The 14945-nt window shown below is 33.9% G+C and carries 16 protein-coding genes; 7 read left to right on the top strand and 9 right to left on the bottom strand.

What is annotated here, in order from left to right:
• The first annotated feature begins 6 nt into the window (after positions 1 to 6).
• Positions 7 to 453, top strand: coding sequence for a FixH family protein (locus F0460_RS05295; RefSeq protein ID WP_150011002.1), 447 nt, complete (start codon positions 7 to 9; stop codon positions 451 to 453).
• Positions 453 to 1151 carry a sulfite exporter TauE/SafE family protein gene (locus tag F0460_RS05290; protein ID WP_223810769.1) on the top strand — a complete coding sequence of 233 codons (699 nt, stop codon included), beginning with the start codon at positions 453 to 455 and terminating at the stop codon, positions 1149 to 1151. Before F0460_RS05295 ends, F0460_RS05290 begins: the two co-directional genes overlap by 1 nt.
• A gap of 36 nt (positions 1152 to 1187) precedes the next feature.
• On the opposite strand, the gene F0460_RS05285 is transcribed toward F0460_RS05290, so the two are convergent.
• The 7 genes from F0460_RS05285 to rsfS form a co-directional block, all read right to left on the bottom strand.
• Positions 1188 to 1952 (bottom strand): superoxide dismutase, encoded by a 765-nt coding sequence (locus tag F0460_RS05285; RefSeq protein WP_150010998.1) that lies wholly within the window; start codon positions 1950 to 1952, stop codon positions 1188 to 1190.
• 5 nt (positions 1953 to 1957) lie between these two features.
• Complete coding sequence (locus tag F0460_RS05280) at positions 1958 to 2215, bottom strand: acyl-CoA-binding protein (protein WP_150010996.1); 258 nt, start codon at positions 2213 to 2215, stop codon at positions 1958 to 1960.
• Positions 2216 to 2869, bottom strand: coding sequence for a phosphatidylserine decarboxylase family protein (locus F0460_RS05275; protein WP_150010994.1), 654 nt, complete (start codon positions 2867 to 2869; stop codon positions 2216 to 2218).
• A complete protein-coding gene (locus F0460_RS05270) occupies positions 2869 to 3663 on the bottom strand; it encodes a phosphatidate cytidylyltransferase (protein WP_150010992.1) in 795 nt (264 codons plus the stop codon). The genes F0460_RS05275 and F0460_RS05270 overlap by 1 nt, the downstream gene beginning before the upstream one ends.
• Positions 3664 to 3666: 3 nt before the next feature.
• The gene (locus F0460_RS05265; RefSeq protein WP_150010990.1) at positions 3667 to 4266 is read right to left on the bottom strand and encodes an LUD domain-containing protein; all 600 of its coding nucleotides are present in this window, start codon (positions 4264 to 4266) and stop codon (positions 3667 to 3669) included.
• 108 nt (positions 4267 to 4374) lie between these two features.
• Complete coding sequence (gene ftsH / locus F0460_RS05260) at positions 4375 to 6318, bottom strand: ATP-dependent zinc metalloprotease FtsH (RefSeq protein ID WP_150010988.1); 1944 nt, start codon at positions 6316 to 6318, stop codon at positions 4375 to 4377.
• 7 nt (positions 6319 to 6325) lie between these two features.
• Positions 6326 to 6706 carry a ribosome silencing factor gene (rsfS, locus tag F0460_RS05255; protein WP_091520163.1) on the bottom strand — a complete coding sequence of 127 codons (381 nt, stop codon included), beginning with the start codon at positions 6704 to 6706 and terminating at the stop codon, positions 6326 to 6328.
• An 85-nt stretch (positions 6707 to 6791) separates the two neighbouring features.
• On the opposite strand from rsfS, the gene F0460_RS05250 reads away from it, so the two are divergent.
• Positions 6792 to 7520: a biotin--[acetyl-CoA-carboxylase] ligase gene (locus tag F0460_RS05250; RefSeq protein WP_150010986.1), complete on the top strand. Its 729-nt coding sequence runs from the start codon at positions 6792 to 6794 to the stop codon at positions 7518 to 7520.
• On the opposite strand, the gene msrB is transcribed toward F0460_RS05250, so the two are convergent.
• Together msrB and F0460_RS05240 are read right to left on the bottom strand one after the other, a co-directional pair.
• The gene (msrB, locus tag F0460_RS05245) at positions 7517 to 7900 is read right to left on the bottom strand and encodes a peptide-methionine (R)-S-oxide reductase MsrB (RefSeq protein ID WP_223810778.1); all 384 of its coding nucleotides are present in this window, start codon (positions 7898 to 7900) and stop codon (positions 7517 to 7519) included. The genes F0460_RS05250 and msrB overlap by 4 nt on opposite strands.
• Positions 7901 to 7982: 82 nt before the next feature.
• Positions 7983 to 8837: an alpha/beta hydrolase gene (locus F0460_RS05240; RefSeq protein WP_150010982.1), complete on the bottom strand. Its 855-nt coding sequence runs from the start codon at positions 8835 to 8837 to the stop codon at positions 7983 to 7985.
• An 87-nt stretch (positions 8838 to 8924) separates the two neighbouring features.
• Here F0460_RS05240 and F0460_RS05235 point away from each other — a divergent pair, with 87 nt between their 5' ends.
• The 4 genes from F0460_RS05235 to lon all read left to right on the top strand — a co-directional run bounded on the left by F0460_RS05235 (position 8925) and on the right by lon (position 14372).
• Positions 8925 to 9731 (top strand): M48 family metallopeptidase, encoded by an 807-nt coding sequence (locus F0460_RS05235; RefSeq protein WP_150010980.1) that lies wholly within the window; start codon positions 8925 to 8927, stop codon positions 9729 to 9731.
• Between the two features lie 46 nt (positions 9732 to 9777).
• Positions 9778 to 11085 carry an MFS transporter gene (locus tag F0460_RS05230; RefSeq protein WP_150010978.1) on the top strand — a complete coding sequence of 436 codons (1308 nt, stop codon included), beginning with the start codon at positions 9778 to 9780 and terminating at the stop codon, positions 11083 to 11085.
• Positions 11086 to 11190: 105 nt separating this feature from the next.
• Positions 11191 to 11763, top strand: a complete 573-nt coding sequence (locus F0460_RS05225; protein ID WP_150010976.1) for a hypothetical protein — start codon at positions 11191 to 11193, stop codon at positions 11761 to 11763.
• Between the two features lie 143 nt (positions 11764 to 11906).
• On the top strand, positions 11907 to 14372 hold the full coding sequence (lon, locus tag F0460_RS05220; RefSeq protein ID WP_150010974.1) for an endopeptidase La: 2466 nt from the start codon (positions 11907 to 11909) through the stop codon (positions 14370 to 14372).
• The last annotated feature ends 573 nt before the right edge of the window (positions 14373 to 14945 follow it).

Raw genomic sequence — 14945 nt, 5'->3', positions numbered from 1 at the left:
GAACAAATGAAATTTAATTGGGGAACAGGAATCGTGATAGGTATCATAGCATTTATGGTATTTATACTGCAGTATGTAATTCGTGTGCAATTAGATGCATGCTATGATAATGAACTGGTAACAGAGCAATATTATCAGAAAGAAACAGAAATTAACGGAAACAGATTAAAGCAGGAAAACGCAAATGAATTAGATAAAAAATTGCGTTTTGAAATTTCGGAAAAAGGTATCGATATTTATTTTCCTGAAGATTTTAATGCTGCCGATATAAAAGGAACAGTATCCCTATACAGACCATCTAATCAGGCTTTTGATCAAACAATTCCTTTGGAATTGTCTTCAAATCACATGCTTATACCTAAATCTCGCTTGGTAGATGGTCGTTGGGATATTACACTTGATTTTACACACCATAACACCGCTTATTTAAAACAGCAAACCTTGGTTTTATAATGATTATACCATTGTTGTTGGGGTTATTTGGAAGCATGCACTGTGTAGCAATGTGCGGACCAATTGCTTTGGCGTTACCCGTGCATCAATTTAACACAACAAAGAAAACAGCAACTATTTTACTGTATCATTTAGGCAGAATAAGCGTTTACGTTTTATTGGGAATCATTTTCGGAACATTAGGCAAAGGCTTGTTTATTGCAGGTTTACAGCAAAATGTTTCCATTATATTGGGAGTTCTTTTAATAATCGGAGTTTTGTTTTTTAAAGAAAAAAGACTTCAAAACGTTGTTTTAAGTTCCAATTCAAAATGGTATTTAAAGTTTAAAAATAGCTTTGGCACATACATCCGCAAAAAAACACTTGCATCGTTCGTTGTTATGGGAATGTTGAATGGGTTACTACCATGTGCCATGATTTATATGGCATTGTTTGGTGCAACCGCAACGCAAGGTAGTTTATATGGTGGTTTGTTTATGTTTTGGTACGGTTTAGGAACAATTCCTTTACTAACGCTTTTAGTTTGGATGGGAAATTGGGTAAACAGAAACTTTAAAAACAAATTGCAAAAAGCTGTTCCAATATTTCTATTCTTTACAGGATGTTTATTGATTGTAAGAGGCTTGGATTTAGATATTCCGTATTTATCTCCATCGAGTTTACAACTATTCATTTCAGGAAATCCACAATGTTTTTAATAAAAAAAGAGATTCATTAAGAATCTCTTTTTTGTTTTATTTGATTAACGACAATCTGTATTCAACTTTACTCCAGTCTACTAACTGCCAGAAGTTTTCAATATATTTAGGTCGTTCGTTTTTATACTTTAAGTAATAAGCATGTTCCCAAACATCAATATTCATTAAAGGATATCCTTTAACTTCAGCATTTGGCATTAACGGATTATCTTGATTGATCGATGTGGTAATTTTCAACGTACCATCATTCTGATAAACCAACCAAACCCAACCAGATCCAAATACTCCTTTAGCGGCATCGCTGAATTGTGTTTTAAACTGATCGAAACTTCCAAAATCTTTATTGATCAATTCGGCTACTTTTCCTGTTGGGCGTCCACCTGCTTTTGGTCCTAAAATTTCCCAGAAAATGTTGTGGTTGTAGTATCCGCCAGCATTGTTTCTTAATGCGCTGTTTTTAAGATCCATCCCTTTTAAAATCTCTTCAATAGACATTGTTTCTAAAGGTGTTCCTTTAACTGCATCGTTCAATTTGTTGCAATAGCCTAAATGGTGTTTGCCATAATGCGTTTCAACCGTTTGTCCGTCCATATATGGTTCTAAATCGTTGTAACCATAATTTAAACCTTTCATTTGAAAAGCTCCTTGGTTTGCAACAACCGATTTTGGGTCGCCTTTTGCAGGTATCGAATCTTTTGCAGTTGCGCTTGGCACTTGCACTTCGGTCATTTCTTCTTTATTTTTACAACTGAACAGTAAAAAAGAAGTAACTGCAGTTAGTAATAAAATGTTTTTTTTCATACAATTTATAGCTTTAATGAGTTTACAAGTTCAATATACAAAATTTTGGCTTCTTCTTGTGTTAAATGTGCTACTTGTTTCCATGCATTGAATTTAAATCCACGAATTAGATCAACTTCATGATAAACAAAATTATGCGTGTAATCTAAAGTTGCCTGTTTGTAATAGGCATATAAACGCAAACGCACATCGGGCGGTAAAACAATAGGGGTGGAAGATGCTTTTTCGAAAGCTTCTTTAAATAACAGATCGGTTTGTGTCATTTATTTATTGGCGATTACCGTTTTGTTTCCGCGAGCCTTTTGGTTAAGCACCACATTTACGTTGGTTCCAAGCGGAAGATACAAATCAACACGTGAACCAAATTTAATAAATCCGGCGTCTTCACCCTGATTAACTCTGTGACCCACTTTAGCGTAATTTACAATTCGTTTAGCCAATGCACCGGCAATTTGTCTGTACATTACTTCGCCATAAACAGGATTGTCTATAACAACCGTAGTACGTTCGTTTTCTTCGCTTGCTTTTGGATGCCAAGCTACCAAATATTTTCCCGGATGATATTTACTATATTTTACCATTCCGTTTAAAGCGTAACGAGTTACGTGAACATTTATTGGCGACATAAAAATGGATACCATTAAACGTTTGTCTTTAAAATATTCAGGTTCGTAAACCTCTTCAATTACAACTACTTTTCCATCAACAGGAGCCAATATTAAATGATCGGCAATATCGTCTAATGTTCTTTTTGGATTTCTAAAAAACTGAAGTACAATTACCAAAAATAATAAAGTAACTATCTGTACCACTTTTACCACCCAAGGAATTGAAATTAAATATTCAACCCCCAATATAATTGAAACTGCAATTAAAAGTGAGAATAAAATAATTTTAGCGCCTTCTTTATGAAACATTATATAACAATTTTATAAATTAAAAATAAAAACGGTGCAGCAAACAAAATACTGTCTAACCGGTCTAAAATACCGCCGTGTCCGGGCATGATTGATCCGCTGTCTTTAATGCCAGCTTGGCGTTTGTACTTGGATTCAACCAGATCACCAATGGTTCCAATAACACTTATCCCTAAACCAATTAACATCCAAAACGGCAGCGATGCCTGTATATCTGTATATTTAAAGATGATAAATGCGGCAATCTGTGTGAAAATTAATCCGCCTATAAAACCTTCGATAGTCTTTTTTGGTGATATTTTTTCGTAAAGCTTGTGTTTTCCCAAAAGCTTGCCACAAATATAAGCAAAAGTGTCGTTACACCATATCATTATAAAAATACTTAATAACAGCAGGGGAGTGTAGCTTTGATTTGAATAAGGTAATTGTGTAATAATTAAAAACGGTAGCACCACATAACCTGTTAAATGCAGATATTTTTGAAAATTTGTTGGTTTTGAGGATGCTTTGTTCTGTAAAAGATCAATAATTAGAAAGATACTAAATGGCAGAACAATTAGATAAATGCTGTTAATTGGCAGATTATCTACAAAAATAAAAGAAGATGCCAAAATGATCGACCAAATATAACCCAATATTTTATTAATATGATAAAGCTGACAAAATTCATAAACTGCCACAATAAAAAAGAACGCAAAAAGAGAAAGGAATGTATCTTTTGAAAATAAAATTGCACCAACTAATAGTGCAATGTATAAAATTCCCGACAGGGTACGCTTTACAACTTCACTCATAGTTTAAAAATCTTCTAATAACAGCAGGTAAAAGTTTTTAGCCTGAATGCCGTATTGTAAAAAATCGTCGTTTTTACTTTCTTTAAAATGCTGCATTGTTGTAATGTTTGTAGGTATTTCGTTGGCATACCTTATTTTTATATTACGCAAACCATCGCTTTTTGAACGCGTAATCTGGCTTGCTTTTGCTACAACAATAATATTTTTTGGCAATTCGTTTGGTTTGTAATGAAACAGTTGCTTTGACGAAAACAGTATAGATCCGTCTTGTGCAATTAAACTTTCGCAGCTTGTTAATAAAAATATAGGATTACTCGGATTTTTATAATTTAGTTTATTATCAGATAAAAAGTGTTGAAGTCCTTTTTCAAACGTTAAAGCTTCAGTTTCAAACCAATCGTTTTCCTGTAAAATGCTTATAAAGTTCTCATCTAATTCCTCTTCATTTTCACAATATAAAAACTTGCCGCCGTTTACCTTAAAGTTATGTGTAAACTGTTCGTCGACAGGTGTTTCTTTTTCAGGCAGATACTTGCTTTCCTCATCATTATTATCTTGACGAGGTGAAGAAAAACTGCTTAAAAATTTTTTAAATATGTTCATTGGCAATTTTAAATATAAATTGGCATTATATATATTCAAAGATAAAAAAAAACTTGGTTTAACAGTAGGTTAAACCAAGTTTTTGTGCTGTATGCTAAAGTGTTCGTTTTAAATAACTTCAGACTCGTTTTCAGTTGTAACATCAATAACATTTTTGTTATTAAAGGCACGTTTTCCAAAAATATCTTCTAAATCTTCTCTAAATATAACTTCTTTTTCACAAAGTAAGTCAGCCAGTTGAATTAATTTATCTTTATTTTCTGTCAATAAAGTAATTGCTCTTTGGTACTGGCCTTCAATTAAACCTGAAATTTCTTTATCGATTAATTTCGCAGTTTCTTCTGAATAAGGTTTTGAGAAATTGTATTCGCTTTGACCCGATGAATCGTAAAAGGTTATGTTTCCTAACGAATCATTCAAACCGTAAATGGTAACCATTGCACGTGCTTGTTTGTTCACTTTTTCAAGATCGCTTAAAGCACCGGTTGAAATTTTATCGAAAATAACTTTCTCTGCAGCTCTACCGCCCATTGTTGCGCACATTTCGTCTAGCATTTGCTCTGTACGCACAATTTGACGTTCTTCTGGCAGATACCAAGCGGCACCTAAACTCATACCACGAGGAACAATAGTTACTTTAACCAGCGGCGCAGCGTGTTCTGTTAACCAAGAAACGGTTGCATGACCAGCTTCGTGTATCGCAATTGCATATTTTTCTTCTGGTGTAATAATTTTGTTTTTCTTTTCTAATCCGCCAACAATACGGTCAACAGCATCTAAAAAATCTTGTTTATCAACTTCGGTTTTACCTTTACGTGCAGCAGTTAAAGCAGCTTCGTTACAAACGTTGGCAATATCTGCACCCGAAAATCCTGGTGTTTGTCTTGCAAGAAAATCAATGTCCAAGTTGTCTACTTTTTTAATTTTCTTTAGGTGAACTACAAATATCTCTTTACGTTCGTTAACGTCTGGCAGATCTACATAAATTTGTCTGTCAAAACGTCCGGCACGCATTAAGGCTTTATCCAGAATTTCGGCGCGGTTTGTTGCTGCCAAAACAATAACGTTTGTGTTTGTACCAAAACCATCCATTTCGGTAAGTAATTGGTTCAGTGTATTTTCACGTTCATCGTTCGATCCTGAAAAATTCGATTTCCCACGAGCTCTACCAATTGCATCGATCTCATCGATAAAAATAATGGCAGGCGATTTTTCTTTTGCTTGTTTAAACAAATCACGAACACGAGATGCACCAACACCTACAAACATTTCAACAAAATCTGAACCTGATAAAGAGAAAAACGGCACTTGCGCTTCACCAGCTACTGCTTTTGCTAATAAGGTTTTACCTGTTCCCGGAGGACCAACTAATAAAGCACCTTTTGGAATTTTACCACCAATTGATGTATATTTTTCAGGATTCTTTAAAAATTCAACAATTTCCTGAATTTCTTCTTTTGCACCAACCAATCCGGCAACATCGTTAAAAGTTACTCGGTTATCATTCTTTTCGTCAAATAAACGGGCTCTTGATTTTCCTATCGAAAAAATCTGACCACCGCCACCGCCACCGGTTCCGCCGCTCATTCTTCTCATCATAAAAATCCAAACTACCGGAATTAATATGATTGGTAATAATGATAAAAGGATACTACCCCAGTTGCTTTCCTTTTCGGTTGTAAATTCTTTTAACTTTCCTTCACTTGATGCCTGAACTAATTTTTCTTCGAATAGATCTTTATTGGCAATTTCTACCACATAATCAGGACCTGTTGACATAGAACTTAACAAAGTAGGCTTGCTTTCTTTTTGATGTTCTGCAGTTTTTTTTGCCGTTTCATTCAAGAAAACCTGTGCAGACGAGTTGCTAAAAACAACCTTTTCTACCTGACTATTATCTAAATACTGGTAAAATTTAGAAAGACCTATGGTTGTATCTCCTCCAAAACTGCCACCTCCTGTTGTAAGAGAAATAGCAAAGAGTATAAATATTATGCCACCATAAAGCATCCAAGGGTTGTACTTGGGCTTATTATTTACGGGATTTTTCATAAAATGGTTACTGTGTTGGTTGGTTTGAAGTTACCTGGGTAATTTTAGCATCGCCCCAAAGGTCTTCAATGTTATAATATTCGCGGGTTTCTTTTTGGAAGATATGCACCACAATGTTAATGTAGTCCATTAAAACCCAGTTTGCCTGTTCGGTTCCTTCAACATGCCAAGGCTTGTCTTTAAGCTCTTTTGATACGGTGCGTTGAACTGCTCCTGAAATGGCGTTAACCTGTGTGTTAGAATTTCCGTCGCATATCACAAAATAATCACAGGCAGTATTTTCTATGGCTCTTAAGTCTAAAATGGTAATATTTTCTCCTTTTACGTTTTCTATTCCTTCAATAATTAAGGCCAATAAAGCCTCATTGTTTTTTTTGTTTTCGCTCATGTAAATATTTTGTACTTTAATTATTGCAAATTTATTAAATTGTATTGTCTTATAAATTAATTTTGTCCTAAAGATAGTATTTATAATGTATTTAATCAAACTCAATGCCACATCTTCTACAAACGATTTTTTAAAGAAGCTTGCTGCCGATACCGATTTAACTGATTTTACAGTTGTTTGGGCCGATGTGCAATTGCAGGGAAAAGGACAAATGGGAAGTGTTTGGGTTACCGAAGATGCTAAAAACCTTACATTTAGTGTCTATTTGAAAGAAAAAATAACAACGGATGATAATCTGTTTACACTGAACGTTGTGGTTGCAAATGCTGTATTAAAGGCTTTGATTTCTTTAAATTTAACGAATATTTATGTAAAATGGCCTAACGACATTTTGTCATACAACAAGAAGATATCGGGCATTTTAATTGAAAATAACATTCATGCCAATGGCAGTGTAAGTTCGGTAATAGGAATTGGAATTAATTGCGAACAAACAAATTTTGATGGATTTCCACAAGCATCGTCTATTTTTAAAAAGTATGATATCATGCCAGATCGTTTGCAATTATTAACTGTAATAGTTGATCATATCAAGGAAAGTTTGAATGATTTAGAAGCTAAAGCTGATAAAGAATGGAATTACTATCACAACCATTTATTTAGAAAAGATGTAGTAAGTACTTTTGAAAGTAAAGACGGACAATTATTCAACGGGATTATAAAAGAAGTAAATCGTCATGGTCAGCTGGTTTTACAGCTTGAAAATGACGATTTACACTGTTATAATCTAAAAGATATTAAATTGATGTATTAATTATTCTCGGGAACAAATTTTATAGAAACAGAATTCATGCAGTAACGTTCTCCGGTAGTATCTTTTGGACCGTCATCAAAAACATGACCTAAATGTCCGTCACATTTTGCACAGGTAACTTCGGTTCTTACCATTCCGTGCGTGGTGTCTTTTGTGTAAATAACCGATCCTTCAATAGCCTGATCAAATGATGGCCAACCGCATGAAGAATCAAATTTTGCATCCGAATTAAAAAGTTTGTTTCCACAAGCGGCACAAACGTAAGATCCTTTTTCAAAAAAATCATTGTATTTACCACTAAAAGGTCTTTCGGTTCCTTTTTCGCGTAAAATGTAATATTCTTCGGGCGTTAGTTTTTCTTTCCAATCTTTCTCTGTCATAGTTTTTGTTGTTTGGGTTTGTGCATTGGCGTTGTGCTCTTTACAGCTTATAAATTGTACACATAAAAATATCCAAAATATTTTAACTGGTAACGAACTGTACGATTTTTTCAATAACTTTCTCATCTCCTAAAATTTTTCTGTGTCCTAATCCTGTTGTTATTAATAATTCGTTGTTTTGCAGGTTTTTTGAAATTGCTTCGGCAGCCGTAAAAGGCACGTCTTTATCATTTTTATCATGAATGATTAAAACGGGAACGCTTACTTTTAAAGCTTGATCGGCAACATCGTAATTGGTCATTTTGTCGTTGTATTTTCTTTCGAACAAATTAATTAATATCGGCGTTAATTTTTTGTTCATTCCAATGGTTCCCAAAAAATCTTCGGTAATTGCTTTCGTGGTGTTTCCACTGCCAATAATTACTGCTTTGTCTGTTTGCAAACCTCTACCTAAAAAGTTAATCACGCTCATACCACCTAATGAATGACCAATCATAACATCGAAACCGTTGTACTTTTTATCCAATTCAAAAATAGCTTCAATAAAATGTTTCATATTCGCTGCGGTTTTTGTGCTTTTACCATGTCCGGGAGCATCAAAACTTATTATGGTATAATTTAATTCCTTAAAAGCTTTTGCAATAGATACCAATTGTGTGCCGCGACCATTCCAACCATGAACCAACAATACTTTTTTAGGTCCGAATTTATTTTCGTAAACCACAATCTCTTTACCGCTTTCAGGTAAGGTTAATTTCGATTTATGCGAAACCTCGTACATTTTCTGTTCGCGCTTAGGCATTTTGTATTTAATAGGTGTTTCAAACAATTTTAAGGCAAACGCAGCTGCCATATTTTTGTTTAATGTTTGTAAAACCTTCGATGTGTTTTTAATATAACGTGGAACTTCTAAAACTTTTTCTTGTTTTTGTGCCATATTTTTTAATTTTGTAAACAAAGTTAAAAGGTATTGTTTGGAATATTTTATAATTTTAGAAAAATTTAAAGATTAAATTATTTAGCTATGAAAAAAGTATTAGTATTATGCAGCGTGGCAGCTTTAGTGCTGGCGTGTGCTACCAACCCATTAACGGGAAAGAAAGGATTGGCTTTAACAAATGAAAACGAACAGTTAATTCCGGCGGCTTATCAACAATATACTACCTTTTTAAAGGAGAATAAAGTTGTTACAGGAACTGCGGATGCTACAAAAGTGCAGAATGTTGGAGCAAAAATTAAAGATGCCGCAGTAAAATGGATGACATCGAAAGGGTTTAAAGATCAAATTGCCAGCTATAAATGGGAATATAAGTTGATTCAAGGCAAAGAAATCAATGCGTGGTGTATGCCAGGCGGAAAAATCGCCGTTTTTACAGGAATTATGCCTGTAACTAAAGACGAAGCAGGTTTGGCAACAGTTATGGGTCACGAAGTTGCACATGCTTTGTTAAGTCACAGCCGTAAACGTATGGATAAAGCTTTGATTCAAGCAGGTGTAGCACAAGGTTTAGGTGCAGCAACATCTGGTAGTTCGGCGGCAGTTCAGCAAGGATTAGGTTTATTATACGGAACCGGATCAAACTTAGCAATGTTGGCATACGGTAGAGGAGATGAATCAGAAGCAGATCGTTTAGGATTAATGTTAATGGCAATTGCAGGATATAATCCAGACAACGCTATTTCGTTCTGGCAAAGAATGTCAGCTCAAGGCGGTAGTAAAACTCCGGAATTGTTAAGCACACACCCGAGCGATAAAACGCGTATTGCAGATATTCAAAAATTAATTCCAGAAGCAAAGGCAGAAGCTGCTAAATTTGGAAAGAAATATTAACTTCATTTAAAAGGCGGTTGTAAAACTGCCTTTTTATTTCTTCTTTATGAAAACACATATAAAAGGCGAAAAAAAAGTTCTTAACGCATGGGCTTTTTACGATTGGGCAAATTCTGTGTATGCCTTGGTAATCTCATCTTCTATTTTCCCGCTATTTTATGGCTCCTTGTTTAGGTTAGAAGATAAAGAATCTGCTTCGTTTTTCGGTATCGAAACTCCAAGCGAATCAATTATAAGTTATGTAACCGCTATTGGTTTTTTAATAATAGCTTTTATATCACCACTTTTATCAGGTGTTGCCGATTATTTAGGTAACAAAAAGTTTTTCTTGAAATTGTTTTGTTTCGTAGGATCTATTTCCTGTATGATGCTTTACTTTTTCGATTTAAACAACCTATATATAAGTCTGTTTTTTTATATGATGGCGTTAATTGGTTTCTGGGGAAGTCTGGTTTTCTACAATTCTTATCTGCCCGATATTGCATATCCTGAACAACAAGATGCGGTTTCTGCAAAAGGATATTCGTTAGGATACATTGGTTCTGTAATTTTACTGTTGATAAACCTTGCAATGGTTATGAAAAGTGAACTTTTCGGTTTCGACGGACCTATGCAGGCAATGAAATTCTCGTTCGTTTTGGTCGGAATTTGGTGGTTGGGCTTCAGTCAGATTTCTTACAGATTGTTACCGAATTTCAGAAATTCAAAAAAGATCAGTACACAAGCGTTCTTTTCAGGTTTCAGAGAATTAAAACGAATTTTTAAAGAATTAAAACAATATCCCGTTTTAAAAGGATATTTAGGCGCTTTTTTCGTGTACAGCATGGCAGTACAAACCGTAATGATTATTGCTGCATATTTTGGAGAGAAAGAAGTTCAATGGGAAAATGATGATCAGCGACAAATAGGGTTAATAGTAAGTATTCTTCTTATTCAGCTAATTGCAGTTGTTGGAGCGATTCTTACCTCGAAATTATCAAAAAGAATAGGAAACATTAATGCCTTAATTGTAATAAATACCACTTGGATTTTTATCTGTATATGTGCGTATTTTGTGGTAAAACCTACCAGTTTTTATATAGTTGCAGCAATGGTTGGTTTGGTAATGGGTGGAATTCAGTCGCTTTCAAGATCAACTTACTCAAAATTACTGCCCGAAACCACAGATACCACTTCATTTTTTAGTTTTTATGATGTAACCGAAAAAATAGGAATCGTAATAGGAATGCTTATTTATGGGGTAATAGCTCAAATTACAGGCAAAATGCAAAATGCTATTTTATTTTTAGTCGTATTTTTTGCAATAGGAATTGTTTTGTTGATAAGAACGGCAAAAAAAGAAGTTATTAGTTAAAATGAATAATATTTTTACAAATACTTTCATATGTAAAAAAAATAATTTTATATTTGGATAAATTTAACATTCTTACTAAATCTTATGAGAAAATTAAAATATATTTTGGCATCAGTAGTTTTATCGGCTGGATTTGCATCATGTGAAACAGAAACTATAGATGAAAAAGTAAAGGATGATAGTTTACCAGGAAAACCTATTTTTAGTTTTGATTTAAACGCTAAAGAAACAGTTGTAACTGATAAAGTAACTGTTGGTTTTGTTGGAGGTGGCATGTCAATTGATGCACGTTTATCTTTAATTAATCAAGAAGATACTTCAAATCCGGAAATACGTTATAAACCGGCTCACTTCCATATTCAGTTTAGTAGCTTAGTAGTCGGTAATTTTCCAACGGTTTTAAGTATTGATAATCCAAGTAACTTTATGAGTTCTGCTACTTTAATGGTTCAGGAATTGATACCAGATGATGAAGGAGTTTTAGAGAAAGTATGGGTTGAGTATTCTACCATTAATGCTGAAGAAAATCAAAATGCTGGTTACGGTAACATTACTGAAATTAATGGGACAGCCAAATACATGCATGGAAATTTTGAATATATTTTATTCCCGGATGAAGAAGTGCAATTAGAACCGCAAAGAATTTCAAAAGGAAATTTCAATTATATAACTTATTAATATCAAAACGCCTTACAATTGTAAGGCGTTTTTTATTGGCATAAATATTGAAACATTAAGTCCTTAGTTAAAAATACATACGAACTTAATGTTTTAAAATGTTATTTATCTTTTATAATGACATTTTGACTTATAAAATATTTATGTCACACGAAAAAATCATATCATTAGACAATTTGTCACTTCAAGATTTAGATTCAAATGCAGAATTTATTCCGTTGTTTTCTCAAGAAGACGAAGAGGCAATGAACAAAGAAGAAATTCCTACTGAACTTAGTATATTACCTTTACGCAACATGGTCTTGTTTCCAGGTGTTGTAATTCCTATTACGGCAGGTCGCGACAAATCTATCAAATTAATTAACGAAGCATTAGAAGGAAATAAAACAATCGGGGTTGTTGCACAGCTTAACGAAGAAGTTGAGGTTCCTGGCGGAAATGATGTATACCGATTTGGTACCGTAGCAAAGATTTTAAAGACTCTTAAATTGCCAGATGGTAACATTACCGTAATCTTACAAGGTAAAAAGCGTTTTGCAATTGATGAAATTATTCAAGAAGATCCGTATTTAAAGGCAAAAGTTGTTGAAGCTGAAGATGCGAAGCCAGATGCAAACGATTTAGAGTTCAAAACAATTATCGAAACAATTAAAGAAACAGCACAGGAAATTGTTCGCGAAAATCCGAATATTCCTTCAGAAGCTGCTTTTGCACTTAAAAACATCGAAAGCGATTCGTTTTTGGTAAACTTTGTTTCATCAAACCTGAATCTTGATGTTGCAGATAAACAAGCACTTTTAGAGAAAAATGATCTAAAGGAACGCGCGTTGGAAACTCTTCGCAGAATGAATACCGAACTTCAGAAATTGAATTTAAAGAACGATATTCAAACCAAAGTCCGTATAGATTTAGATCAGCAGCAAAAAGAATATTTTCTACATCAGCAAATAAAAACCATTCAGGAAGAATTGGGTGGCGTTTCGCATGAGCAGGAATTTGAAGAAATGCGTACAAAAGCGAAATCTAAAAAGTGGGATACTAAAATCAAGGAGCATTTTGATAAGGAATTGAGCAAAATGCAGCGTATGAATCCGCAGGTTGCAGAGTTTTCGATCCAAAGAAATTACCTGGAACTTTTGTTGGAATTGCCTTGGAACGAATATACAAAAGATAAATTCGATCTTAAAAACGCCAAAAAGATTTTAGATAAAGATCATTACGGGTTAGAAGATGTTAAGCGTCGTGTGATTGAACACATGGCAGTTTTAAAACTTCGAAACGATATGAAATCGCCAATTTTGTGTTTGTATGGTCCGCCGGGTGTTGGTAAAACATCTATCGGAAAATCGGTTGCAAAAGCATTGGGTCGCGAATATGTTCGTATTTCGTTAGGCGGTTTGCGTGACGAAGCCGAAATTCGTGGACACCGTAAAACCTATATCGGAGCTATGCCGGGGCGAATCATTCAATCGATCAAAAAGGCAAAAACATCCAATCCGGTGTTTGTTTTAGATGAAATCGATAAACTTTCAAGTAGTAATCAAGGCGATCCGTCAAGTGCAATGTTAGAAGTTTTAGATCCAGAACAAAATAAAGAATTCTATGATAATTTTGTGGAATTAGGTTTTGATCTTTCAAAAGTAATGTTCATTGCCACATCAAACAGCTTAAATACAATTCAGCCTGCGTTGCTGGATCGTATGGAAGTTATTGAAATGAACGGTTATACCATTGAAGAAAAAACCGAGATTTTAAGACAGCATTTGCTTCCAAAACAATTGAAGGAACACGGTTTAGATGCAAAAATAATCAGTATTTCTAAAAAAGTAATGGAATTTATCGTTACCAAATACACGCGTGAATCGGGTGTGCGTAGGTTAGATAAAGAAGTTGCAACGATTGTACGTAATATCGCAAAATCGATTGTTTTAGAAGAAGAATTCAACGAAAAACTGACCGAAGAAGATATCATTAAAATTTTGGGCGCGCCTAAATACGATTATGATAAATATGAAAGTAACGATGTTGCCGGTGTGGTTACAGGTTTGGCTTGGACACGCGTTGGTGGAGATATTTTGTTTATAGAATCGATACTTTCTGAAGGAAAAGGAACGCTTACAATGACCGGAAATCTGGGTAATGTAATGAAAGAATCGGCTACGATTGCGTTGGAATACATTAAATCGAACAGTAATTTGTTTGGCATTGATGTCAAAGTGTTCGATAAATACAAAATTCACGTTCACGTACCAGAAGGTGCAACACCAAAAGACGGTCCGTCGGCGGGTATTGCCATGTTAACATCAATGGTTTCGAGTTTTACCCAACGTAAAATCAAGAAAAATGTAGCAATGACGGGTGAAATTACCTTACGTGGAAAAGTGCTTCCGGTTGGTGGTATCAAAGAAAAAATATTGGCTGCAAAACGCGCGAACATCAAGGAAATTATTCTTTGTAAAGATAATAAACGTGATATCGATCAGATAAAACCGGAATATTTAACGGGCTTAACGTTTCATTATGTTGATAAAATGACCGAAGTTATTGATCTAGCATTGACAAATCAAAAAGTTAAAAACGCAAAAGAGCTTACTATAAAAGAAGCTTAATTGAAATATAAATTGATTCCAAAAGCCAGTACAGAAATGTATTGGCTTTTTTTGTTATTTTTATTTTTCAAAATGAAACTCTATAATGAAAAGCTAAGTCATAATTATATTCTTTTTACTACCAATAATATGTTTCGGTCAGCATGAGAAAGAGTTAAAGCAAAAATTTAAATTACTCTTCAAATTAGAAAAGCCAAGAGATATTAGATGGATAGCAAAAAATAAAGAAGATATGTATCTTGAAAATGATACTTTAGTTTTCTTCAGACATAAAATTCCTGAAGATCAAAAAATAATTAGATGGAGTTTTTCCTCATCTAATTATTTTTATCAAGGTATGGGAGGTTATAGAGATGGTAGTTTTTTATGAATTCTTTTACGCGACCGAAAAATCTACCACATAAATTGAAAATCATTAATGAAAAAGAAAATACTTATCTTAAAATTTTCTACGATAATCGATTAGAAACAGTTTATAAACTGTTGAACATTGAATTTTTAAAAGATAAAGATTACAAACTAACTTTAGTAAGGCAAAATTAAATTATATAAATAAAGTTATAAGGTATTTTT

Source organism: Paenimyroides baculatum, assembly GCF_008629655.1.
Classification (GTDB): domain Bacteria; phylum Bacteroidota; class Bacteroidia; order Flavobacteriales; family Flavobacteriaceae; genus Flavobacterium; species Flavobacterium baculatum.
Note: the sequence above shows the minus strand (reverse complement) of the source record. Positions and strands in the feature narration are given on the sequence as shown.

What these genes read in the sequence shown, in the direction of transcription:
- F0460_RS05295 (WP_150011002.1), top strand. Translation starts at nt 7, where the DNA reads ATGAAATTTAATTGGGGAACAGGAATCGTGATAGGTATCATAGCATTT.
- F0460_RS05290 (WP_223810769.1), top strand. Translation starts at nt 453, where the DNA reads ATGATTATACCATTGTTGTTGGGGTTATTTGGAAGCATGCACTGTGTA.
- F0460_RS05285 (WP_150010998.1), bottom strand. Translation starts at nt 1,952, where the DNA reads ATGAAAAAAAACATTTTATTACTAACTGCAGTTACTTCTTTTTTACTG.
- F0460_RS05280 (WP_150010996.1), bottom strand. Translation starts at nt 2,215, where the DNA reads ATGACACAAACCGATCTGTTATTTAAAGAAGCTTTCGAAAAAGCATCT.
- F0460_RS05275 (WP_150010994.1), bottom strand. Translation starts at nt 2,869, where the DNA reads ATGTTTCATAAAGAAGGCGCTAAAATTATTTTATTCTCACTTTTAATT.
- F0460_RS05270 (WP_150010992.1), bottom strand. Translation starts at nt 3,663, where the DNA reads ATGAGTGAAGTTGTAAAGCGTACCCTGTCGGGAATTTTATACATTGCA.
- F0460_RS05265 (WP_150010990.1), bottom strand. Translation starts at nt 4,266, where the DNA reads ATGAACATATTTAAAAAATTTTTAAGCAGTTTTTCTTCACCTCGTCAA.
- ftsH (WP_150010988.1), bottom strand. Translation starts at nt 6,318, where the DNA reads ATGAAAAATCCCGTAAATAATAAGCCCAAGTACAACCCTTGGATGCTT.
- rsfS (WP_091520163.1), bottom strand. Translation starts at nt 6,706, where the DNA reads ATGAGCGAAAACAAAAAAAACAATGAGGCTTTATTGGCCTTAATTATT.
- F0460_RS05250 (WP_150010986.1), top strand. Translation starts at nt 6,792, where the DNA reads ATGTATTTAATCAAACTCAATGCCACATCTTCTACAAACGATTTTTTA.
- msrB (WP_223810778.1), bottom strand. Translation starts at nt 7,900, where the DNA reads ATGACAGAGAAAGATTGGAAAGAAAAACTAACGCCCGAAGAATATTAC.
- F0460_RS05240 (WP_150010982.1), bottom strand. Translation starts at nt 8,837, where the DNA reads ATGGCACAAAAACAAGAAAAAGTTTTAGAAGTTCCACGTTATATTAAA.
- F0460_RS05235 (WP_150010980.1), top strand. Translation starts at nt 8,925, where the DNA reads ATGAAAAAAGTATTAGTATTATGCAGCGTGGCAGCTTTAGTGCTGGCG.
- F0460_RS05230 (WP_150010978.1), top strand. Translation starts at nt 9,778, where the DNA reads ATGAAAACACATATAAAAGGCGAAAAAAAAGTTCTTAACGCATGGGCT.
- lon (WP_150010974.1), top strand. Translation starts at nt 11,907, where the DNA reads ATGTCACACGAAAAAATCATATCATTAGACAATTTGTCACTTCAAGAT.